This window comes from Streptomyces sp. NPDC008079 (assembly GCF_042957385.1).
In the GTDB taxonomy this organism is placed as follows: domain Bacteria; phylum Actinomycetota; class Actinomycetes; order Streptomycetales; family Streptomycetaceae; genus Actinacidiphila.
This window is the reverse complement of record NZ_JBIBIC010000026.1, coordinates 1-20,394: the sequence shown is the minus strand read 5'-3', so window position 1 is coordinate 20,394 and position 20,394 is coordinate 1. Positions and strand designations below refer to the sequence as shown.

General features: G+C 71.3%; 20 protein-coding genes. 14 read left to right on the top strand and 6 right to left on the bottom strand.

Annotated features, from left to right (window positions below):
• Nucleotides 1-1,890, top strand: a complete 1,890-nt coding sequence (locus ACFZAM_RS34595) for a cytochrome c biogenesis protein ResB (RefSeq protein ID WP_391051948.1) — start codon at nt 1-3, stop codon at nt 1,888-1,890.
• Entirely contained in the window at nt 1,887-3,008 is a 1,122-nt protein-coding gene (gene ccsB, locus ACFZAM_RS34590) for a c-type cytochrome biogenesis protein CcsB (protein ID WP_391051946.1), read from the top strand. The genes ACFZAM_RS34595 and ccsB overlap by 4 nt, the downstream gene beginning before the upstream one ends.
• 19 nt (nt 3,009-3,027) lie before the next feature.
• Here the strand turns inward: ccsB and ACFZAM_RS34585 are convergent, their stop codons facing one another.
• Nucleotides 3,028-3,471 (bottom strand): PLD nuclease N-terminal domain-containing protein, encoded by a 444-nt coding sequence (locus ACFZAM_RS34585; protein WP_355340526.1) that lies wholly within the window; start codon nt 3,469-3,471, stop codon nt 3,028-3,030.
• Between the two features lie 87 nt (nt 3,472-3,558).
• Here ACFZAM_RS34585 and ACFZAM_RS34580 point away from each other — a divergent pair, with 87 nt between their 5' ends.
• Complete coding sequence (locus tag ACFZAM_RS34580; protein WP_391051943.1) at nt 3,559-5,010, top strand: menaquinone biosynthesis decarboxylase; 1,452 nt, start codon at nt 3,559-3,561, stop codon at nt 5,008-5,010.
• Between the two features lie 14 nt (nt 5,011-5,024).
• Nucleotides 5,025-5,942, top strand: coding sequence for a menaquinone biosynthesis prenyltransferase MqnP (gene mqnP / locus ACFZAM_RS34575; protein WP_355340734.1), 918 nt, complete (start codon nt 5,025-5,027; stop codon nt 5,940-5,942).
• Nucleotides 5,943-6,019: 77 nt separating this feature from the next.
• Here mqnP and ACFZAM_RS34570 read toward each other — a convergent pair whose 3' ends face one another.
• Entirely contained in the window at nt 6,020-7,105 is a 1,086-nt protein-coding gene (locus tag ACFZAM_RS34570; protein WP_391051940.1) for a hypothetical protein, read from the bottom strand.
• A 265-nt stretch (nt 7,106-7,370) separates the two neighbouring features.
• Nucleotides 7,371-7,904 carry a rhomboid family intramembrane serine protease gene (locus ACFZAM_RS34565; RefSeq protein ID WP_355340731.1) on the bottom strand — a complete coding sequence of 178 codons (534 nt, stop codon included), beginning with the start codon at nt 7,902-7,904 and terminating at the stop codon, nt 7,371-7,373.
• 214 nt (nt 7,905-8,118) lie between these two features.
• Between ACFZAM_RS34565 and ACFZAM_RS34560 the strand changes: the two genes are divergently transcribed.
• The 6 genes from ACFZAM_RS34560 to ACFZAM_RS34535 all read left to right on the top strand — a co-directional run bounded on the left by ACFZAM_RS34560 (nt 8,119) and on the right by ACFZAM_RS34535 (nt 12,355).
• Nucleotides 8,119-8,808 carry a UbiX family flavin prenyltransferase gene (locus ACFZAM_RS34560; RefSeq protein ID WP_391051937.1) on the top strand — a complete coding sequence of 230 codons (690 nt, stop codon included), beginning with the start codon at nt 8,119-8,121 and terminating at the stop codon, nt 8,806-8,808.
• A gap of 151 nt (nt 8,809-8,959) precedes the next feature.
• Nucleotides 8,960-9,415 (top strand): Lrp/AsnC family transcriptional regulator, encoded by a 456-nt coding sequence (locus ACFZAM_RS34555; protein WP_188281655.1) that lies wholly within the window; start codon nt 8,960-8,962, stop codon nt 9,413-9,415.
• A 68-nt stretch (nt 9,416-9,483) separates the two neighbouring features.
• Entirely contained in the window at nt 9,484-10,647 is a 1,164-nt protein-coding gene (mqnE, locus tag ACFZAM_RS34550) for an aminofutalosine synthase MqnE (RefSeq protein WP_391051933.1), read from the top strand.
• Nucleotides 10,648-10,691: 44 nt separating this feature from the next.
• Nucleotides 10,692-11,213: a GNAT family N-acetyltransferase gene (locus ACFZAM_RS34545; protein WP_355340512.1), complete on the top strand. Its 522-nt coding sequence runs from the start codon at nt 10,692-10,694 to the stop codon at nt 11,211-11,213.
• 88 nt (nt 11,214-11,301) lie between these two features.
• Nucleotides 11,302-11,628 (top strand): DUF4229 domain-containing protein, encoded by a 327-nt coding sequence (locus tag ACFZAM_RS34540; protein ID WP_391051930.1) that lies wholly within the window; start codon nt 11,302-11,304, stop codon nt 11,626-11,628.
• Nucleotides 11,629-11,755: 127 nt separating this feature from the next.
• Nucleotides 11,756-12,355 carry a TetR/AcrR family transcriptional regulator gene (locus tag ACFZAM_RS34535; RefSeq protein ID WP_355340728.1) on the top strand — a complete coding sequence of 200 codons (600 nt, stop codon included), beginning with the start codon at nt 11,756-11,758 and terminating at the stop codon, nt 12,353-12,355.
• A 54-nt stretch (nt 12,356-12,409) separates the two neighbouring features.
• Here ACFZAM_RS34535 and ACFZAM_RS34530 read toward each other — a convergent pair whose 3' ends face one another.
• The gene (locus ACFZAM_RS34530; RefSeq protein ID WP_391051928.1) at nt 12,410-13,228 is read right to left on the bottom strand and encodes a MaoC/PaaZ C-terminal domain-containing protein; all 819 of its coding nucleotides are present in this window, start codon (nt 13,226-13,228) and stop codon (nt 12,410-12,412) included.
• 11 nt (nt 13,229-13,239) lie between these two features.
• Nucleotides 13,240-14,514, bottom strand: a complete 1,275-nt coding sequence (locus ACFZAM_RS34525) for a 3-oxoacyl-ACP reductase (protein ID WP_391051925.1) — start codon at nt 14,512-14,514, stop codon at nt 13,240-13,242.
• A 187-nt stretch (nt 14,515-14,701) separates the two neighbouring features.
• Between ACFZAM_RS34525 and ACFZAM_RS34520 the strand changes: the two genes are divergently transcribed.
• Nucleotides 14,702-15,982 (top strand): acetyl-CoA C-acetyltransferase, encoded by a 1,281-nt coding sequence (locus ACFZAM_RS34520; RefSeq protein WP_391051923.1) that lies wholly within the window; start codon nt 14,702-14,704, stop codon nt 15,980-15,982.
• Between the two features lie 95 nt (nt 15,983-16,077).
• The gene (locus tag ACFZAM_RS34515) at nt 16,078-17,988 is read left to right on the top strand and encodes an AMP-binding protein (RefSeq protein ID WP_391051920.1); all 1,911 of its coding nucleotides are present in this window, start codon (nt 16,078-16,080) and stop codon (nt 17,986-17,988) included.
• A 94-nt stretch (nt 17,989-18,082) separates the two neighbouring features.
• On the opposite strand, the gene ACFZAM_RS34510 is transcribed toward ACFZAM_RS34515, so the two are convergent.
• Nucleotides 18,083-18,286, bottom strand: coding sequence for a cold-shock protein (locus ACFZAM_RS34510; RefSeq protein ID WP_330793863.1), 204 nt, complete (start codon nt 18,284-18,286; stop codon nt 18,083-18,085).
• Between the two features lie 409 nt (nt 18,287-18,695).
• Between ACFZAM_RS34510 and ACFZAM_RS34505 the strand changes: the two genes are divergently transcribed.
• Complete coding sequence (locus ACFZAM_RS34505) at nt 18,696-19,547, top strand: menaquinone biosynthesis protein (RefSeq protein ID WP_355340492.1); 852 nt, start codon at nt 18,696-18,698, stop codon at nt 19,545-19,547.
• Nucleotides 19,548-19,651: 104 nt separating this feature from the next.
• Nucleotides 19,652-20,394, top strand: a 743-nt coding sequence (locus tag ACFZAM_RS34500; protein ID WP_391051916.1) for a putative T7SS-secreted protein, incomplete at its 3' end; no start/stop codon positions are given.

Genomic DNA, 20,394 nt, shown 5'->3' with positions numbered 1-20,394 from the left:
ATGAGCGTCACGGAGAAAACCGAGCGCGAGCCGCGCGAGGGCAACGACAAGGGCACGGGCGGCGAAGCGCCCCAGGAGCGCGACGGGCTGGGCGCCGCGGGCGCGCAGCTCAGCACCCAGCCCGTCGACACCCTGCGCAGCGCGCCCGCGATCGGCACCCTCGCCCTGCTGCGCTGGATGTGGCGGCAGCTCACCTCGATGCGGATCGCCCTGGTCCTGCTCTTCCTGCTGTCGCTGGCCGCCATCCCCGGCTCGCTGATCCCGCAGCACTCCGACGCGCTCAAGGTCGAGGCGTTCAAGAAGACCCACCCCGGCATCAGCCCGCTGTACGACCGGCTCGGGATGTTCCACGTCTACAGCTCGCCGTGGTTCGCGGCGATCTACATCCTGCTGTTCGTCTCCCTCGCGGGCTGCATCGTCCCGCGCACCTGGCAGTTCGTCGGCCAGCTCCGGGCCAGGCCGCCGGCCGCGCCGCGCCACCTCACGCGGCTGCCCGCGTACTCGACCTGGCGCACCGACGCCGGGCCCGAGCAGGTGCTGCACGCCGCGCACCAGGCGCTGCGCGGACGCCGGTTCCGTACCGCGCTGAGCGACGGCACCGGCAAGGACGGCAAGGGCGGCGGCGGTTCGGTCGCCGCGGAGAAGGGCTACCTGCGCGAGACCGGCAATCTGCTCTTCCACATCGCGCTCTTCGGCCTGCTGATCTCCTTCGCCGTCACCTCGCTGAACAAGGCCGAGGGCGGCAAGCTGATCGTCGAGGGCGACGGCTTCACCAACAACCTCACGCAGTACGACGACTTCTCGCCGTCCACCCTCTACACCGCGGACGACCTCAAGCCGTTCGGCTTCAAGCTCGACAGCTTCGACTCCGCGTACGAGACCAGCGGGCCCGACATCGGCAGCCCGCGGGTCTTCAAGGCCAACATCCACTACTGGGACGGCGCCGACGGCAAGCCCGTCAAGGGCACGATCGACACCAACCACCCGCTGAGCATCGGCGGCGAGAAGGTCTATCTGATCGGCCACGGCTACGCGCCGATCGTCACCGTCAAGGACGCCAAGGGCAATGTGGCCTTCCGGGGCCCGGTGCCGTTCCTGCCGCAGGACAGCAACATCACGTCCACCGGCACGATCAAGGTGCCCGACGCGGTCGGCAAGGACGGCAAGCCGCAGCAGCTCGCCTTCACCGGCTACTTCACGCCGACCGGTGACGCGGGCCAGGGCCCGCGCTCGTTCTTCCCCGGCCTGGAGAGCCCGCTGCTGTTCCTCAACGCCTACCACGGCGACCTCGGCATCGACGGGGGCGTCTCCAAGAACGTCTACCAGCTCGACACGACGAAGATGAAGCAGTTCAAGCTGGAGACCTCGACGCCCGGCATCAACGCCGTCGCGCTCAAGCCCGGCGAGGCCATCACCCTGCCGGACGGCGCGGGCAGCCTCACCTTCACCGGGGTCAAGACCTGGGCCAGTTTCCAGGTCTCCCACCAGTCGGGCAACGAGACCGCGCTGATCAGCGGTGTCGCCGCGATCCTCGGCCTGATGGGCTCGCTCTTCATCCAGCGCCGCAGGATCTGGGTGCGCGCCGTGCCCGGCCCCGACGGCACCACCGTGGTCGAGATGGGCGGCCTCGGCCGCAGCGAGTCGGTGCGGATCGCCGAGGAGATCGGCGACATCGCGCTCCAGCTCCAGCCGGAGGCCCCGGCCCTCCCGGACGAGGACGAGGACCCGGTCGGGAATTCCGCCGGGAACGCCGAGACGGCCGCGAACGCCGAGAACGCAGCGAACGCTGAGAACACGGTCGAGAGCCCCGGCGAGGGCACCGGCCAACCGGACAATCCGGTCCCCGTAGAGTCAACCCCCCGGACAGACGACGAAGGAGCCCGCGCGTGAATATCGCGTCCGCGGTCAACGAGAACTTCGCGAACTACAGCAACTGCCTGATCCGCTCGGCGATGTTCGTGTACGCGCTGGCCTTCCTCGCGCACCTCGCGGAGTGGGTCTTCGGCAGCCGCAGCAAGGTCGCCGTGCAGTCCGCGGCCCTCGCCGCGGAGACGCGCGAGGCCGAGGCGGCCAAGGCGGCGGCCCCCGCGGTCACCGTCAAGGTCGCCCAGCGCGGCGGCGCCACCACCACCCTGGAGCGCCCGCGCCCGAGCATCGTCCCCAAGGTCATCACCCGCGCCTCCGCCAGCGACCGCGGCATCGCCGACGGCCCCGGCGCCGCGGGCGACGACGAGAAGGGCGACCTCTACGGCCGGATCGCGGTGGCCTTCACCGCCCTCGCCTGGCTGCTGCACTTCGGCGGCGTCCTCTTCCGCGCCATCTCCGTACAGCGCCCCCCGTGGGGCAACATGTACGAGTTCTCCACCACCTTCGGCATGGTCGCCGTCGGCGCGTACCTGCTGCTGCTCGTGCTGAAGAAGAACGTCCGCTGGATCGGTCTGTTCCTCACCACGACGGTCCTGCTCGACCTGGGCCTGGCCCTGTCGGTGCTCTACACCTCCAGCGACCAGCTCGTGCCCGCGCTGCACTCGTACTGGCTGTGGATCCACGTGTCGTGCGCGATCATCTCCGGCGCGATCTTCTACCTCGCCGCGGTCGGCACGCTGCTCTACCTGTTCCGCGACCGCTACGAGACGGCGCTGGCCGCCAACCGCACGCAGAACAGCCGCTGGGCCGACGTCATGTCCCGGCTGCCCGCGGCGGCGAGCCTCGACAAGTTCGCGTACCGCATGAACGCGCTGGTCTTCCCGCTGTGGACGTTCACCATCATCGCGGGCGCGATCTGGGCGCAGGCCGCCTGGGGCCGCTACTGGGGCTGGGACCCGAAGGAGACCTGGGCGTTCATCACCTGGGTCGCGTACGCCTGCTACCTGCACGCGCGCGCCACCGCCGGGTGGAAGGGCCGCAAGGCCGCGTATCTGGCGCTGATCGCCTTCGCGTGCTTCCTGTTCAACTACTACGGCGTGAACATCTTCGTCACCGGCAAGCACTCGTACGCCGGGGTCTGATTCCCCGGGGCCGGATTCCTCACCGGTCGCCCGCGGGGTCCTCCTGGTCGCCCTCGGACGGGGCCGCGCCGCCGTCCTTGCCTTCCCTGTTCTGCTTGTTCAGTTCGCTGAGCGAGCGCAGGAACTCCGGATTGTCGTCCGGGGCGACCCACACCTGGCGGGTACGCGGCCGCGGCTCGTCGACCTCGCGCGGGTCCTCGTGCCGCCCGCGGGTCCCTTCGTGGTCCCGGTGCCACTCCGAGGGCGTGGCGCCCTCGGAGGTGCGCACCCGGACCGGGCCGCGCCGCCGGCCGATCAGCAGCCAGGCCACCGGTCCGATCAGCACCTCGCCGAAGAACAGGATGATCAGCACCCACACCAGCTTCGGCAGCCCGCGCACCTCCCGCTCGGGAGTGCCGAGGCAGTCCACGAAGGCGTAGATCCACAGCGCGATCACCATCAGGTACGGCAGGTACTTCAGCACAGAGGCCCCCCACGGAACATTGCTCAGGACGCCCAGCCTAACGAGGCGGCGCGTCCGACGCCGGAGCGGGATGGAAGACTGGGGCCCATGGCTTACGACGATCTCCGCTCGTTCCTGCGGGCCCTGGAGAAGGACGGCGACCTCCGGCGGATCAAGGCCGAGGTCGACCCGTATCTGGAGGTCGGCGAGATCACCGACCGGGTCAACAAGGCGGGCGGCCCCGCGCTGCTCTTCGAGAACGTCCGCGGCTCGGTCGCCCCGCTGGCGATGAACGTGTACGGCACCGACCGGCGGCTGCTCAAGGCGCTCGGCCTGAGCGCGTACTCCGACATCAGCGACAAGATCGCCGGGCTGCTCAAGCCGGAACTGCCGCAGGGCTTCGTCGGGATGCGGGAGGCGTTCGGCAAGCTCGCCGGGATGACGCACGTGCCGCCGAAGAAGATCAAGGAAGGGCCCGTACAGGAAGTCGTCCTCACCGGCGACGACGTCGACCTCGACGCGCTGCCCGCCCTGTTCACCTGGCCGCAGGACGGCGGCTCCTTCTTCAACCTCGGCCTGACGCACACCAAGGACCCCGAGTCCGGGGTCCGCAATCTCGGCCTCTACCGGCTCCAGCGGCACGACCGGCGCACCATCGGCATGCACTGGCAGATCCACAAGGACAGCCGCAACCACTACCAGGTCGCCCAGCGCCGCGGCGAACGCCTCCCGGTCGCCATCGCCTTCGGCTGCCCGCCCGCCGTCACGTACGCCTCCACCGCGCCGCTCCCCGGCGACATCGACGAGTACCTGTTCGCGGGCTTCGTGCAGAACAAGCGGGTGGAGATGGTCGACTGCAAGACGGTGCCGCTCCAGGTGCCCGCGCACGCCGAGGTCGTGCTGGAGGGCTGGCTGGAGCCGGGGAAGACGCTGCCGGAGGGGCCGTTCGGCGACCACACCGGCTTCTACACCCCGCAGGAACCGTTCCCCGCGCTGACCGTCGACTGCGTCACGATGCGCAAGCGCCCGCTGTTCCAGTCCATCGTCGTCGGCCGCCCGCCGACCGAGGACGGACCGCTGGGCCGCGCCACCGAGCGGTTCTTCCTGCCGCTGCTGAAGGTCATCATTCCGGACATCGTGGACTACCACCTGCCGGAGGCGGGCGGCTTCCACAACTGCGCGATCGTCTCGATCGACAAGAAGTACCCGAAGCACGCGCAGAAGACGATGCACGCCGTGTGGGGCGCGCACATGATGTCCCTCACCAAGCTCGTGATCGTCGTGGACGCCGACTGTGACGTCCACGACCTGCACGAAGTCGCCTGGCGGGCGCTCGGCAACACCGACTACGCCCGTGACCTCACCGTCGTCGAGGGCCCGGTCGACCACCTCGACCACTCCTCGTACCAGCAGTTCTGGGGCGGCAAGGCGGGCATCGACGCGACCCGTAAGCTGCCGGAGGAGGGCTACACCCGCGACGGCGGCTGGCCGGAAATGGTGCTCTCCGACCCGGAGACCGCGGAACGGGTGACCAAGCGTTGGAAGGAGTACGGGCTGTGAGCGGCGAGGCGATCCTGGACGGAGGCAGCGCGAAGGCCGGGCCTCCCCGCGCGAGCGGCGGCGAACCGGTGCGGGCGTTCCTGCGGCTGGTGATGATCGAGCACTCGGTCTTCGCGCTGCCCTTCGCCTACACCGCGGCGCTGACCGCGATGTTCCTCGACGACGGCTCGGTGCACTGGCTGGAGCTGCTGCTGGTCACCGTCGCGATGGTGGGCCTGCGGACCTTCGCCATGGCGTGCAACAGGATCATCGACCGCGAGATCGACGCACGTAATCCGCGGACCGCCGGGCGCGAACTGGTCACCGGCGCGGTCTCCGTACGGTCCGCGTGGACCGGCGCGCTGATCGCCGTCGCGGTCTTCCTCGGCGCCGCCGCGCTGCTCAACCCGCTGTGCCTGGCGCTCGCGCCGATCGCGGTGGTGCCGATGGTGGTCTACCCGTACGGGAAACGGTTCACCAACTTCCCGCACGCCATCCTGGGCGTCGCGCAGGCGATGGGCCCGATCGGCGCCTGGCTCGCGGTGACCGGCGCCTGGTCGTGGGACGCGGTGATCCTGGGGCTCGCGGTGGGCGTCTGGATCGGCGGCTTCGACCTGATCTTCGGCTGCCAGGACGTGGCGGCCGACCGCGCCGAGGGCGTGAAGTCCGTCCCCGCCCGCTTCGGCATCCCGGCCGCGCTGTACGGCGCGCGCGTCTGCCACGCCGTGACCACGGGCCTGCTGGTCTGGTACGGACTCGCCACCCACGCGGGCGTCTTCTGGTGGATCGGCCTGGCGGTCGTCGGCGCGGCGTTCCTCTACGAGCACTCGATCGTCCGGCCGCACGACCTGAGCCGCCTCAACCGGGCGTTCTTCCAGGTGAACGGTTTCATCGGAATCGCGCTCTTCGTGTGCGCGCTGCTCGACCTGAGCGTGCGCGGCCTCGGTCTGTAGAACCGCCGTCCTGGTGACCGGGCCGCGCACGCGAGGCGATGCGCGGGGCCGTAGGTCGTACGGCCCCGCGCGGGTGCTTACGACTCCAGGCCGGAGTCGTCCGCCGAGCTGTCGTCGCCGTGGCCGAAGGCGAACATGAACAGGCCCATCAGGTCCTGCGGGTTGAGGACCTTGGCGCCGGAGGGGGCGCCGACCGGGTCGGCGCCGCCGTTGACGTCGACCACCAGGGGCAGCTTGCCCTTGGCCTTGGTGTCGAACTGGGCGACGTCCAGGCTGATCCCGGCGAGCTTGCCGCCCTTGACGGCGACGTCCACGGCCACCGTCTTGTTCGGCACCTTCTCCAGGTCCGACGGCTTGAAGTCGGGGATCTGCCTGGTCAGCGAACCGAGGCTGCCTTCCAGCTCCTTGGCGACCTGCCGCGCGGGCACGGTGACCTCGACGTGGTCGGCGCCGTCGTGGTTGCCCAGCTCCTTGAACTTGGCGTTGTTCACCAGCGCCTTGCGCAGCGCGTCCACGACCTGCTGCTGCGTCTTGGCGTCCAGGCCCTTGCTGGTGTCGGGGAGCGCGCCGAGCGGCGAGTCGCCGTCCTTGGACATGGACTTGGCGAAGGACTCGAAGGACTTCAGGTCCAGGCTGATCCAGTCGCCCTTGAGGGCGGACTTCACCGAGGCGAGCGAGGCGGGCAGTTCGTCGGCCATGCCGAGGAATTCGTTGAGCTGCGCCGCGTCCTTGCTGGAGGAGCCGATCAGCGTCTCGAAGCCCTTGAGGTCCAGGCGCAGGTACACCTTGTCGTTCACGGCCCGGACGTCGACCAGGCTCTTCTTGCCGGAGCCGTCGGCGCCGAGCTGGAAGGCGAAGGAGCTCTTGTCGCCGTCCTTGAGGTCCTTGAACGCCTTGTCGGCGCTGAGGGCGACCGCGACCCGCAGGTCGGCCAGCGTCTTGGCCGTCTCCTTGGTGAAGTCCTCCTCACCCTGGAGCGCGGTGTAGATCTGGTCCGCCGAGGCGTCGAAGCGCACCCCGAGCGTCAGCGACTTCTCGCCGTTGAGCTTCTCGAAAGCGTTCTTGACCTTCGTGTCCGGGCTGGAGGCCGCGGCCGTCCCGCAGGCTGCGGAACCGGCGGCGATCATGGCCACGACTCCGGCGGCGGCAAGGCCCTTGCGCATGGTGATGATGACGGACTCCTTGGACGTGACGGAAGAAAGTATGACTAGAAGGATAACTGTGCGGAGGCTGTGACTCGCGGGAGTTTCCGCCCGGCACGGGGCTGTTGGCGGGGGATCGGCGCACTTCAGCGCGTGATCACGGTCACGGGGTCGCGGGTGTCACGGGGTCGCGGGTGTCGCGGTGACCCGGTGTAGCGGTGACCCGGTGACGCGGACTGACGGCGTGACACCGTCCCGTCCCGACGCGGCCGTCGTGCCGTGGCCGTCACGCCGTGACGGCCACCGTCCGTTCGCGGAACAGGAACGCGGCCACCACGCCGCCGATCAGCCCGAACAGGTGCCCCTGCCAGGAGACTCCGCTCGCGGTCGGCAGCACCCCCCACAGGATCGAGCCGTAGACCGCGCCGACGACGACGCCGACCACGATGTCCAGCGCCCTGCGGTCCACGAAGCCGCGCACCAGCAGATAGCTGAACAGCCCGAAGACCAGCCCGGAGGCGCCCGCGGTGTTGGTGTGGGCCGGGGCTATCAGCCACACGCCGAGACCGCCGATCACGATGACGGTGAAGGCGACGGCCAGATAGCGGCCGATGCCGCGCAGCGCGGCGATGAAGCCCAGGACGAGCAGCGGCAGGCTGTTGGAGGCCACGTGCCCGAAGCCGAAGTGGATGAAGGCGGACGGGACGACGTCGATCAGCTCGGCCGGCTTGCGGGGCACGATGCCGAGCGAGTCGAGACGGTGCCCGGCGATCACGTCGACCGCCTCGATCACCCACAGCAGCCCGACCCAGCCCAGCATGAGGACGCCGGCGGCCGTCACCCGGCCGCCCGCGCGCAGCGGTGCGAGCAGCGAGTCGGCGCGCCCTCCCGTACCGGCTGATCGTCCCGCGGTCTGTCCGTACGTCACCGAAGCCCCCCTCAGGTCCAGTGCTCTCCCGTGTGCACAACGTCCGCGCACGCCTCCCGGGTTCCCGCTCGCGCGGGTCGATCGCGGGGTCGTTAGGGTCGACCGTATGGACGACACCGAGCGCAGGCCGTGGGTGGTGGGCGTGTCCGGGGCCTCCGGGACGCCGTACGCCGCGGCCGTGCTGCGCGCGCTGCTGTCGGCGGGCGAGGCGGTGGACCTGGTGGTCAGCCGGGCCGCCCGGCTGACGCTGCTGGACGAGACCGGCGAGCCGTTCAGGGACGCGCACTGGCGCGAGGACCTGGCCCGCTGGCTGGCCCGCGGCGCCGACGGCACCACCGACATCACCCGCGACACCGGCCTCGCGGACCTGTCGGCCGTACGGTACTGGCCCGCGGGCGACCTGGCGGCCGGTCCCTCCTCCGGCTCGTACCCGGCCAAGGGGATGCTGATCGTGCCCGCGAGCACCGCGTGCGTGGCCGGGGTGGCGCTCGGCCTGTCCAAGGACCTGCTCCAGCGCGCGGCGAGCGTCACGCTCAAGGAGCGCCGCCCGCTGGTGGTCGCCGTCCGCGAGACGCCGCTCGGCGGCCAGACGCTCCGTCACCTGGTGGCGCTGGACGACGCGGGCGCCGTGGTGCTCCCGGCCTCGCCCGCCTTCTACGCGGGCGCCACGCACATCCAGGAGCTGGTGGACTTCGTGGCGGGGCGGACGCTGGACGCGGCGGGGGTGCCGCACAAGCTGTACCGCCGCTGGCGCGGCGAGCTGGGCGGGGGCCTGGGCGAGGGATCGGGCGGCTGAGCCGCGCGGCGCGCGATTCCTGCGGGCCGGATGGTCCGGACCTGGGTGATTCGGGCATCGGAAGAGCAGATGCGCAGGGCGCACACCCGTTGATGCCTTAGATTCTTGTCCGGACAGCGCAGTCGCGGCACGAACGGGAGGGTCCATTCTGATGGACGCGGTGGACAGGCAGCTCATCCAGGCGTTGCGCGAGAACGGCCGGGCGTCGTACGCGGAGCTGGGCCGACTCGTGGGTCTCTCCGGTCCGAGCGTCACCGACCGCATCAACCGCCTCGAACAGGCCGGGGTGATCACCGGCTACCGCGCCACCGTCGCGCCCACCGCGCTCGGCCTCGGCGTGACCGCGCTCGTCGGCCTCCAGTTGAGTGACGCCGCCGACCACGAAGAGGTCGCCACCCGGCTGCGCGACCTGGACGAGATCGAGGACTGCTGGTTCATCGCGGGCGACGACTCGTACATGCTCAAGGTCAGGGTCGGCGACGTCGACGGCCTGGAGCGCACCATCCGGCGGCTGTCCGGCACCAAGGGCGTGGCCAGGACGCGTACCACGATCGTGCTGTCCACCAAGTGGGAGAACCGCGTCGGGGCGCTTCCCGAAGAGGCGTGAACGGGGGTGCCTCCCGGCCGATGGCCGGGGGAGTAGCCTCGGTGAGGTCGACTTGGTAGGAGGAGCAGATGGACGCTGGGCTCAAGCGCGAGCTGGAGGAGAAGGTCTACGCCGGTGAGCGGCTGACCCGCGAGGACGGCATCGCGCTCTACGCGTCCGACGACCTCGCGTGGCTGGGCGGCCTCGCCCACCACGTGCGCACGCGGAAGAACGGTGACGTCGTCCACTTCAACGTCAACCGGCACCTCAACATGACGAACGTGTGCACCGCGTCGTGCGCGTACTGCTCCTTCCAGCGCAAGCCGGGGGAGAAGGACGCGTACACGATGCGGATCGAGGAGGCGGTCAAGCTCGCCAAGGCGATGGAGGGCGACAACCTCACCGAGCTGCACATCGTCAACGGCCTGCACCCGTCGCTGCCGTGGCGCTACTACCCGCGCTCGCTGAAGGCGCTCAAGGAAGCGCTGCCGCAGGTGTCGCTCAAGGCGTTCACCGCCACGGAGATCCACCACTTCGAGACGATCTCCGGCATGTCGGCCTCCGACATCCTGGACGAGCTCATCGAGGCGGGCCTGGAGTCGCTGACCGGCGGCGGCGCCGAGATCTTCGACTGGGAGATCCGCCAGCACATCGTGGACCACCGCACCCACTGGGAGGACTGGTCCCGGATCCACCGCCTCGCGCACTCCAAGGGCCTCAAGACCCCCTCGACCATGCTCTACGGCCACATCGAGGAGTCGAAGCACCGCGTCGACCACGTCCTGCGGCTGCGTGAACTCCAGGACGAGACCGGCGGCTTCCAGGTCTTCATCCCGCTGCGCTACCAGCACGACTTCGTGGACATGAAGGACGGCAAGGTCCGCAACACCCTCCAGGCCCGTACGACGATGGCCTCCGGCGCGGAAGCGCTCAAGACCTTCGCGGTCTCCCGGCTGCTCTTCGACAACGTGCCGCACGTCAAGGTCTTCTGGGTCATGCACGGCCTGTCCACCGCGCAGCTCGCCCTCAACCACGGCGCGGACGACATGGACGGCTCGGTCGTCGAGTACAAGATCACGCACGACGCCGACGACTACGGCACGCCCAACAAGCTCACGCGGGACGACATCCTGGACCTCATCCGCGACGCGGGGTTCCGGCCGGTCGAGCGGAACACCCGCTACGAGATCATCCGGGAGTACCCGGGCCCCGACGAGTCGCGCCGGGAGTCGCCGCAGCCGATGCGGGTGTGACGCCGGTGACAGCGCTCCGCTTTAGTAATGGGTAAGCTGCCCTTATGGGTCTTACCTGTGAGCTTGATCCGCTCATTGACGACGAACTGACCGACGGCATCCTCGCCCTGTGGACCGATGTGTCCAACGCGGGGGGTGCCGTCGGTTTCGTGCCTCCCGTCACCCCGGACGACGTCCGTCCCGACATGGACCGGTCACTGGCCGCCGTCCGCTCCGGCGAACGCCGCCTGCTCGTCGGCCGCGACGAGGACGGGCGCGTCGCCGCCACCGCCTTCCTCGCGTACAACAGCCACCGGCTCATGACGCACTGGATCTGGCTCTACACGCTCATGGTCCACCCCTCCCACCAGGGCCGCGGCCACGGCCGTACGCTCATGGCCGCCGTCGAGGAAGCGGCCCGCGGCTTCCACGGCATCGAGGCCGTCCGCCTCACCTGCCGCGGCGGCACCGGCGTCGACCTCTTCTACGCCGCCTGCGGCTACAAGGAGGTCGGCCGCATTCCGGCCGCCATCCGGGTCGCCCCCGGTGACGACCGCGACGACATCGTGATGCTCCTGACGCTGTGACGTCGGCGCGACGCTCCGAGGGGCGGCCGGTGCTCCGGGTCGCACACCCTCTTCCTCCGGCGCGGAGGCGGCGTGCTTCACTGAAGGCATGTTCCGTTACACCGCACTGCGCTTCGGCCTCATCGTCGCCTCCTTCGGCGTCATCTGGGGGCTGGTCCGGCTGCATGTCCTGCCAGCGGGGCTGGGGGACTCGAACTACCTGTGGGTGGTCCTGCTCGCGCTGATCGTGTCGGCGCCCCTGAGCTGGGTGCTCCTGCGCGGAGCCCGCGAGCAGGCGGCCCGTCAGGTGTCCGACCGGGTGGAGCGCACGCGGCTGAACCTCGCCGCGAACATCACCATGGAGGACGAGGCGGACGACGCCGCGCGTGACTCCGCCCGCGAGACCGCGCGCGACGCCGAGCCGCACACCGCCTGACGCCTGCCCCTTAGGCTTGCCCCGGGGTGGCCCTCGGGGTGTCCCCCCGGGGGGAGTCGCAAGGGGAGAGGTGGGGCTGGTGGCTGTGCGGGGCAAGAGGGTGCCGCGAGCCGTACGCGAGCAGCAGATGCTGGACGCGGCGGTGGCGACCTTCGCGCGGCGCGGGTACCGCGCCGCGTCCATGGACGAGATCGCCGAGGCGGCCGGGGTCAGCAAGCCGCTCGTGTACCTCTACCTCAACTCCAAGGACGACCTCTTCACGGCCTGCATCCGCCGCGAGGCCGAGGCGCTGAAGGCGGCCGTGCGCGCCGCCGTGGAGCCCGGCGCCGCGGCCGACCGGCAGCTCTGGAGCGGGCTGCTCGGCTTCTTCGAGCACACCGAGGCCCATCCGGACGGCTGGACCGTGCTCTACAGCCAGGCCCGTACGGTCGGTGAGCCCTTCGCGGCCGAAGTGGCCGTGATGCGGGCGGAGATCGTCGCCTTCGTCACCGAGCTGATCGCTGCCGCGGCGCGGGACGGTGGGGCGTCCTGTGACGAGGCTCTTGCCGACCGGGAGGTCGCGGGTCTGGCGCACGCGCTGGTCGGCGCGGCCGAGTCGTTGGCGGGGTGGGGGGCGGCGCATCGGGGGGGCGCCTCGGGCAAGGAGTCCGCCGCCACGCTGATGAATTTCGCGTGGGCCGGGCTGTCCAACCTCATGGCTGGGCGGCGTTGGGTTCCCGGCCCGTAGGGCTCTGTCTTGCCCGCCCCGCCCGGCCCGTAGGGCAAGACAAAGACAACGAACCTACGGGCCGGAGACGACCCCGGTGAGATGGAGACGCCCGGGCGAGCGGACCTCGAAGGCCCCGGCGGCAGCCCCGTACGTGACAGTCCCCGGCAAGAGCACCGGAGCGTGAAAGACGGCCTCAAGCCCCTCCGCCTCCGGAACCTCGGCAGCACACCGCGCAACCGTCCACATGCCATGCGCGATAGCCCGCGGAAACCCCAGCATCCGCGCCGTCACCGGATAAAGGTGAATCGGGTTGTAGTCCCGCGACACTCTGGCATGCCGCCGCCCGAGATCGGCGGCCAACCGCCACTCGCCCACCACGGGCAACGGCGCCCGGTCGCCGCCCCCGCGCCCGCCAACACCCCCAGAAGCCGAGCCGCCCCCCGCCCCGCCCCCATGCCGGGCCAGATACGTGCTGCGGTCCTCCCACACCACCTCCCCGTCCACCCGCGCCTCCGTCACCAGCTCCACCTCCGTACCCCGCCGGTGCCCGCGCAGCCCGGCCGCGTAGGCCGTGATGTCGGGCCGGTCGGCGGCGGTCAGCGGCGCGCGGGAGACCAGCGAGATCGAGGTGTGGACGAGGCCCAGCATCGGCAGCGGAAAGGCGCGGGAGGCCATGATCCGCGCGGCCAGCGGAAAGCCGAGGACGTGCGGGTACGTGAGCGGGAGCGGGCCCGCGCCGGAGGCGGGGAAGCCGCAGACCGAGGCGTAGGCGGCGAGCCGCGCCGGGTCGACGCGTACGGCAGGCGCGGTGAGCCGCACCGGCGGCACGGGGGCGGTCGCGGAGGGCCGTTTGCCGATGCCGGTCACCACGCCCCGGCCGAGGGTCAGCATGAGGGCCATGGTCAGGCCCCCAGCAGGGACTGCCCGCAGACGCGGACGACCTGCCCGGTGATCCCCCCGGAGGCCGCGGCCGAGAGCCAGGCGACGGTCTCGGCGACGTCGACGGGAAGGCCGCCCTGGCCGAGGGAGTTCATCCGGCGGCCCGCCTCGCGGATGACGAGGGGAACGGCGGCGGTCATCCGCGTCTCGATGAAGCCGGGGGCGACGGCGTTGACGGTGATGCCGCGCTCGCGCACCTCGGGGACGGCGGCCAGGGCGCGGACGAAGCCGATGACGCCCGCCTTGGACGCGGCGTAGTTGGTCTGGCCCGCGTTGCCCGCGATGCCGCTGATGGAGGCGGTGGCCACGATCCGGCCGTGGGCGGTGAGGGCGCCGGACTTCAGCAGGTGGTCGGTGGTGCGCAGCACGCTGCCGAGGTTGACGTCCAGGACCGGGTCCCAACGGTCGGCGGCCATGTTGGCGAGCTTGCGGTCACGGGTGATGCCCGCGTTGTGGACGAGTACGTCGAGGCCGTCGGGGGCCGCGGCGGCGATCCGTTCGCCCGCGTCCGGCGCCGTGATGTCCAGCGGCAGCGCGCTGCCGCCGAGCCGGGCGGCGACGGCGGCCAGCGCGTCCGCGGCCTGCGGCACGTCGAGGCAGACGACGTGCGCGCCGTCCCTGGCCAGCGTCGCGGCGACCTGTTCCCCGATGCCGCGGGCCGCGCCGGTGACGAGCGCGACGCGGGCGCCCTCGCGCGCGGTGGCCTGCGTCCCGGACACCGCCGGGCCGACCTCGATGACCTGCCCGCTGACGTACGCCGACTTCGGCGACAGCAGGAACCCCAGCGCGGCCTCGGCGTCGGCACCGGGCGCCAGTCGTACGAGCTGTACGGTCCTGCCCCGGCCGACCTCCTTGCCGAGGGAGCGGGTGAAGCCCTCGAGCGCCTGCTGGGCGGCGGCCTGGTGCGGGTCGGCGGGGTCGATACGCGCGCCGAGTACGACGATCCGACCGCAGGCGGCGAGCGACCGTACGAGCGGGTGCAGGGCGGCGTGCACGGCGCCGAGCCCGGCCGGTTCGGCGATCCCGGTGGCGTCGAGGACGACGGCGGCGTACGGAGCGGCGGACGCGGGAGCCGGAGCGGGTACGGCCTCGCCCGCCGTCAACCGCAGCACGGGACCGTCGAGTCGGGGGTGCTCGGCGGACCAGCGCAGCAGCGGGGTCGGCTGGGGCAGGCCGAGGCGGCGGGTGAGGAAGCGGCCGGGGGCCGTGCCGGTCAGACGAAGGTAGCGATCGGCCATTGGCCTTCTCCTTACTCTGGAGTAAGTTTACCGGCGGTAAGGCTACTGGTGAGTCACCGTTCCAGCAAAGAGTTCTGAGGTCCAGCACAGAGTTCTGAGGTCCAGCACAGAGCCCTGGGTTCCGGCAAGGAGCCCGGGGCTTCGGCAAAGAGCCCCGAGCCGCCCTCGGGGAGCCCTGGGAGATCGCATGCAGACCCTCCGCCGTGTCGCCGTCGTCGCGGGCAACCGCGTCCCCTTCGCGCGCTCAGACGGCCCGTACGCCACCGCCTCCAACCAGGACATGCTCACGGCCGCCCTCGACGGCCTCGCCGACCGCACCGGCCTGCGCGGCCAGCGCGTCGGCGAGTTCGCCGCGGGCGCCGTCCTCAAGCACAGCCGCGACTTCAACCTCGCGCGCGAGACCGTGCTCGGCAGCGTCCTCGACCCGACGACCCCCGCGTACGACATCCAGCAGGCGTGCGGCACCGGCCTCCAGGCCGTCTTCGCGGTCGCGGCCAAGATCGCCCTCGGCGTCGTCGACTCCGGCATCGCGGGCGGCGCCGACACCACCAGCGACGCGCCGCTCGGCGTCAACGACGACCTGCGCCGCATCCTGCTCGCCGCCCGCCGCGCCAAGTCCGCCGGCGCCAGGGCCCGCGCGCTGACCGCCGTACGGCCCCGGCACCTCGCGCCCGACATCCCGCGCAACGCCGAACCCCGCACCGGCCTGTCCATGGGCGAGCACGCCGCGCTCACCGCCGAGCGCTGGGGCATCACCCGCCAGGCGCAGGACGAACTGGCCGCCGCCAGCCACCGCAACCTCGCCGCCGCGTACGACCGCGGGTTCCTCGACCCGTACGTCACCCCGTACCGCGGCCTGGACCGCGACCAGAACCTCAGGCCCGACTCCACCGTCGAGAAACTGGCCAGGCTCCGCCCGGTGTACGGCGGCCCGGACGGCACCATGACCGCGGGCAACTCCACGCCCCTCACCGACGGCGCGGCCGTCGTCCTGCTCGCCACCGAGGAGTGGGCGCGCGAGCGCGGGCTCGAACCGCTCGCCTACCTCACCGCGTACGAGACCGCGGCCGTCGATTACGTCGGCGGCGAGGAGGGGCTGCTGATGGCCCCCGCCTACGCCGTGCCCCGCATGCTCGCCCGCGCCGGGCTCGGCCTCGCCGACTTCGACTTCTACGAGATCCACGAGGCGTTCGCCTCCCAGGTCCTCGCCACGCTCGCCGCCTGGGAGGACAAGGACTACTGCGCGGAGCGGCTCGGACTCGACGGCCCCCTCGGCGCCGTCGACCGCGCCCGCCTCAACGTCGCCGGGTCCTCCCTCGCCACCGGGCACCCCTTCGCCGCCACCGGCGCCCGGATCGTCGCCACCCTCGCCGGGCTCCTCGCGGAGCGCGGGGGGACGGGCCGCGGCCTCATCTCCGTCTGCGCCGCCGGCGGCCAGGGCGTGACGGCCGTCCTGGAGCGCCCCTGACCCGCGGTCCGCTGACGAAAGACGGTTCCGCCGGCACAGCGCCTTGCTCACCCCCCCCGGCAGGGGGAAACCCTCACCACGTCTGGAGCCGCAGCATGCCGACACGTACCAGCGGGGAACCCGAAACCCTCAAGGACGGCGACCGAGTCGTCCAGGCCGGGGTCCCGCCCCTCGTACCGCCGCCGCAGAAGGGAAGCCTGGCCGACATCCCGTTCACGAACGCGGCGGAGGCCCCGAACGACCCCGTGCTGAGCAGGAAGGACGTCCGGGCCCAGTGGCACGACGTCACGGCACGGGAGTTCAGGGACCAGGTGGTGGCCGTCGCGAAGGGCCTGATCGCGGCGGGGCTGAAGCCGGGCGACCGGCTGGCGATCATGGCGCGGACGACGTACGAGTGGACGCTGACGGACTTCGCGGCCTGGGCGGCGGGCCTGATCACGGTGCCGATCTACCCGACGTCGTCCGCGTCCCAGACGGCGTGGATCCTGGCGGACTCGGGCGCGGCGGCGTGCGTCGTGGAGAACGTGGAGCAGAGCCGCCTGGTGAGCGGGGAGCGGCGCGGGCTGCCGGACCTGCTGCATCTGTGGCAGCTCGACGCGGGCGGGCTGGCGCAGCTCACGGCGGAGGGCCGGACGCTGCCGGACGCGCTGGTGGAAGGGCGGCGGGCGACCCTGACGCCCGGGTCGGTGGCGACGCTGATCTACACCTCGGGCACCACCGGCCGCCCGAAGGGCTGCGTCCTGACGCACGGCAACTTCTTCGCCGAGGTCGACAACGCGATCGATCTGCTGCACCCGGTGTTCACCTCGGTGAGCGAGGAGCCCGCCTCGACGCTGCTGTTCCTGCCGCTCTCGCACGTCTTCGGGCGGATGGTCGCGATCGGCTGCCTGCGCGCCCGGGTACGCCTCGGGCACGCGCCGAGCATCGCGACCGAGGACCTGCTCGCCGACCTGGCCGGGTTCCGTCCGACGTTCCTGCTGGCGATCCCGTACGTCCTGGAGAAGGTCTACAACACCGGCCGCGCCACCGCGGAGAAGATCGGCCGGGCGGCGTCCTTCGACCGGGCCGCCGGGATCGCGCAGCGGTACGGGGAGGCAGTCGTCGCCCAGCAGGCCGGTGCGGGCGGCGGACCCTCGCTCGGACTGCGGCTGGCGCACGCGCTGTACGACCCGCTGGTCTACCGGCGGATACGCGCCGCGCTCGGCGGCAAGGTGCGGTACGCGATCTGCGGCGGCTCACCACTGGGCAAGCGGCTCGCCGCCTTCTACGCGGGCGCGGGCGTGATGGTCTTCGAGGGGTACGGCCTGACGGAGACGACCGCGGCGGCCACCGTGACCCCGCCGTTGCGCCCCCGGCTCGGCACGGTCGGCTGGCCGCTGCCCGGCACGGCGGTACGGATCGCGCCGGACGGCGAGGTGCTGCTGCGCGGCGGCCAGATCTTCGCCGGGTACTGGAACGCGCCCGGCGGCGTACCGGGGGCTGCCGTGGCACCTCCCGGACGGGACTCCGGGGGCGGCTGGTTCCCGACCGGGGACATCGGGGCGCTCGACGAGGCCGGTTATCTGACGATCACCGGCCGGAAGAAGGAGATCCTCATCACGGCGGGCGGAAAGAACGTCGCCCCGGCGCCGCTGGAGGACCGGCTGCGGGCGCATCCGCTGGTCGGCCAGTGCATGGTCGTCGGCGACAACCGGTCCTTCGTGGCGGCGCTGCTGACCCTGGAGGCGGACGGCCTCGGGCACTGGCAGCGGATGCACCACAAGGAGGGGCTGCGGCCCGCCCAGCTCGTCGACGATCCGGAGCTGCTGGCGGAACTCCAGAAGGCGGTGGACGACGCGAACTCCTCGGTGTCACAAGCCGAGTCGATCCGGAAATTCCGGGTGCTTCCGGTGGAATTCACCGAAGAGGGCGGACATCTCACGCCGTCGATGAAGTTGAAGCGTTCAAAGGTGGCGCGGGACTTCGCGGAGGAGATCGAGGAGCTGTACCGGAAGCGGCCTCGCTGACCCGTAAAAGGCAGGGGCCCCGCACGGAAGTGCGGGGCCCCTTGGTACTGCAGGTTCGGGCGATGTGATCTCTACCCTTGAGCTAGTCCAAGGACTAGCTGGGGGTGACGTTCTCCGCCTGAGGACCCTTCGGGCCCTGCGTGACGTCGAAAGTCACCGGCTGGTTCTCCTCGAGGGAGCGGAAGCCGGAGGCGTTGATCGCGGAGTAGTGAACGAAGACATCCGGGCCGCCGCCGTCCTGGGCGATGAAGCCGAAGCCCTTTTCAGCGTTGAACCACTTCACGGTTCCGGTAGCCATAAAGCCCTCCTTGGGCCCAAAGGGTTGCCCTGCTCCAGAACCTGCAACTGCGAAGTCTGAAAACTACAAAAGCCTGCGGGTTACATGCTCCGCAGGCTCTGTACTGCAAGGGAAACCAAACTGCAACTTGCGATGAGCGTAGCACGCAGGGTCGAGGCCGGGGAAGGGTCTCAAGATCGGTCTTTTCGAGCCCGTGGAAGGGGTCGCGGAGGGGGTGCCGGGGGAGGGCCGAGGGCGGGCCGTACGGCGGTCCCACGGCGGTTCGCCGACCGTCTCGCGGCGGTCGGCGCGGGACGGTTCGCCGACCGTCTCGGGGCGGTCGGCGCGGGCGTCCCGCGACCGTCACCGCGAGGACACCCCGAAGCCCCCCGGCGCGGTACGGCCCCGACCCAGGAGTAGCGTCCGACAGGTGGACACTTCTGAGCGTGACGCCGAAAGCGGCCGGACCCGCCCCCGGGTCGGCCACATCCAGTTCCTCAACTGCGTCCCCCTCTACTGGGGCCTGGCCAGAACGGGCGCGCTGCTCGACCTGGAGCTGACCAAGGACACCCCGGAGAAGCTGAGCGCCCAGCTCGTCGAGGGCGACCTCGACATCGGCCCGGTCACCCTCATGGAGTACCTGAAGCACGCCGACCAGCTCGTCGCCCTCCCGGACATCGCGGTCGGCTGCGACGGCCCCGTCATGTCCTGCGTGATCGTCAGCCAGCTCCCGCTCGACCGCCTCGACGGCCAGCGCGTCGCCCTCGGCTCCACCAGCCGCACCTCGGTCCGCCTCGCCGAACTCCTGCTCACCGAGCGGTACGGCGTCACGCCCGACTACTACCGCTGCCCGCCCGACCTCTCGCTGATGATGCAGGAGGCCCAGGCCGCCGTCCTCATCGGCGACGCCGCCCTGCGCGCCTCCCTCCACGACGCGCCCCGCCTCGGCCTTGAGGTCCACGACCTCGGCCAGATGTGGAAGGACTGGACGGGACTGCCCTTCGTCTTCGCCATCTGGGCCGCCCGCCGCGACTACTTCACCGCCCGCCCCGACACCGTCCGCGACGTCCACCGCGCCTTCCTCGCCTCCCGCGACCTCTCCCTCGAAGAGGTCGAGAAGGTCGCGGAACAGGCCGCCCGCTGGGAGTCCTTCGACCAGGACCTGCTCCGCCGCTACTTCACCACCCTCGACTTCTCCCTCGGCCGCGACCAGCTCACCGGCATCGCCGAATTCGCCCGCCGCGTCGGCTTCCCGCCCAGCGCCAAGGTCGACCTCATCTGACCCCGCTCCCCGGGCCCCCGGGAACCGGCCCCCTTGCGCGCACCGTCCCAGTGGGCATGATGCGTTGAGTCGAGGTTGTCGTACGGGGGCGGGGGTGTCTGGCGATGGCTCGTCCGACGGATTGGGATGTGCTGGATCTGGACCGGGATCCGGTGCCGGGTGATCCGTTCGAGGTGAGGGAACTCGCGCGGAAGCTGGGGGATTTCGCCGATGATGTCGCCTCGGCGCTGCGGTCGGTGCGGGGTCTGAGCGGTGACACCGTCGTCCAGGAGTGGGCGGGCCTTTCCGGTGACGCGTACCGGCAGCAGTTCGGGGACCTTCCCGGTGAGCTGGACAAGCTGGAGCGGTCCTACCGCCTCGCGTCCGGGGCTCTGGATGACTACTGGCCGAAGCTGGAGACGGCGCAGGGTGACGCGGACCGGGCGCTGGCGCAGGGGCGCACCGCCCGCCAGGAGCTGGACACCGCCAAGTCGCAGCTCACGAACGCTGATGCGTGGGTGAAGCGGGCGCAGGACAAGTCGAAGTCCTACCAGGAGGACCCGAAGCCGGACGTGCCGCCGCCGTCGGCGGAGGAGGTGCGTGCGGCGGCCCGTAATGCCACGGACGCTCAGAGCGCCCACACCACCGCCTCGACGGCTGTCCACAGCGCGCAGGCGAAGCTGGACGCGGCCAAGCAGCTCGCCGCCGACGCCGCCCAGTTGCGGGACAACGCGGCCTCTACCGCCCAGCACGCGCTGCACGAAGCGAGCGACGCGGGGATCAGGAACAAGCACTGGTGGGAGAAGGCGGTCGACTGGGTCGCGGACCACTGGGACGACATCATCGCGGTCTGCAAGGTCATCGTCGC

Bases quoted from the DNA above. Each gene is read 5' to 3' on its own strand.
- ACFZAM_RS34535 (WP_355340728.1), top strand. From the start codon at position 11,756: ATGCTGGACGCGGCGGTGGCGACCTTCGCGCGGCGCGGGTACCGCGCC.
- ACFZAM_RS34560 (WP_391051937.1), top strand. From the start codon at position 8,119: ATGGACGACACCGAGCGCAGGCCGTGGGTGGTGGGCGTGTCCGGGGCC.
- ACFZAM_RS34565 (WP_355340731.1), bottom strand. From the start codon at position 7,904: ATGCTGGGCTGGGTCGGGCTGCTGTGGGTGATCGAGGCGGTCGACGTG.
- ACFZAM_RS34515 (WP_391051920.1), top strand. From the start codon at position 16,078: ATGCCGACACGTACCAGCGGGGAACCCGAAACCCTCAAGGACGGCGAC.
- ACFZAM_RS34570 (WP_391051940.1), bottom strand. From the start codon at position 7,105: ATGCGCAAGGGCCTTGCCGCCGCCGGAGTCGTGGCCATGATCGCCGCC.
- ACFZAM_RS34540 (WP_391051930.1), top strand. From the start codon at position 11,302: ATGTTCCGTTACACCGCACTGCGCTTCGGCCTCATCGTCGCCTCCTTC.
- ACFZAM_RS34510 (WP_330793863.1), bottom strand. From the start codon at position 18,286: ATGGCTACCGGAACCGTGAAGTGGTTCAACGCTGAAAAGGGCTTCGGC.
- ACFZAM_RS34580 (WP_391051943.1), top strand. From the start codon at position 3,559: ATGGCTTACGACGATCTCCGCTCGTTCCTGCGGGCCCTGGAGAAGGAC.
- ACFZAM_RS34555 (WP_188281655.1), top strand. From the start codon at position 8,960: ATGGACGCGGTGGACAGGCAGCTCATCCAGGCGTTGCGCGAGAACGGC.
- ACFZAM_RS34525 (WP_391051925.1), bottom strand. From the start codon at position 14,514: ATGGCCGATCGCTACCTTCGTCTGACCGGCACGGCCCCCGGCCGCTTC.
- ACFZAM_RS34545 (WP_355340512.1), top strand. From the start codon at position 10,692: ATGGGTCTTACCTGTGAGCTTGATCCGCTCATTGACGACGAACTGACC.
- ACFZAM_RS34530 (WP_391051928.1), bottom strand. From the start codon at position 13,228: ATGCTGACCCTCGGCCGGGGCGTGGTGACCGGCATCGGCAAACGGCCC.
- ACFZAM_RS34520 (WP_391051923.1), top strand. From the start codon at position 14,702: ATGCAGACCCTCCGCCGTGTCGCCGTCGTCGCGGGCAACCGCGTCCCC.
- mqnE (WP_391051933.1), top strand. From the start codon at position 9,484: ATGGACGCTGGGCTCAAGCGCGAGCTGGAGGAGAAGGTCTACGCCGGT.
- ACFZAM_RS34595 (WP_391051948.1), top strand. From the start codon at position 1: ATGAGCGTCACGGAGAAAACCGAGCGCGAGCCGCGCGAGGGCAACGAC.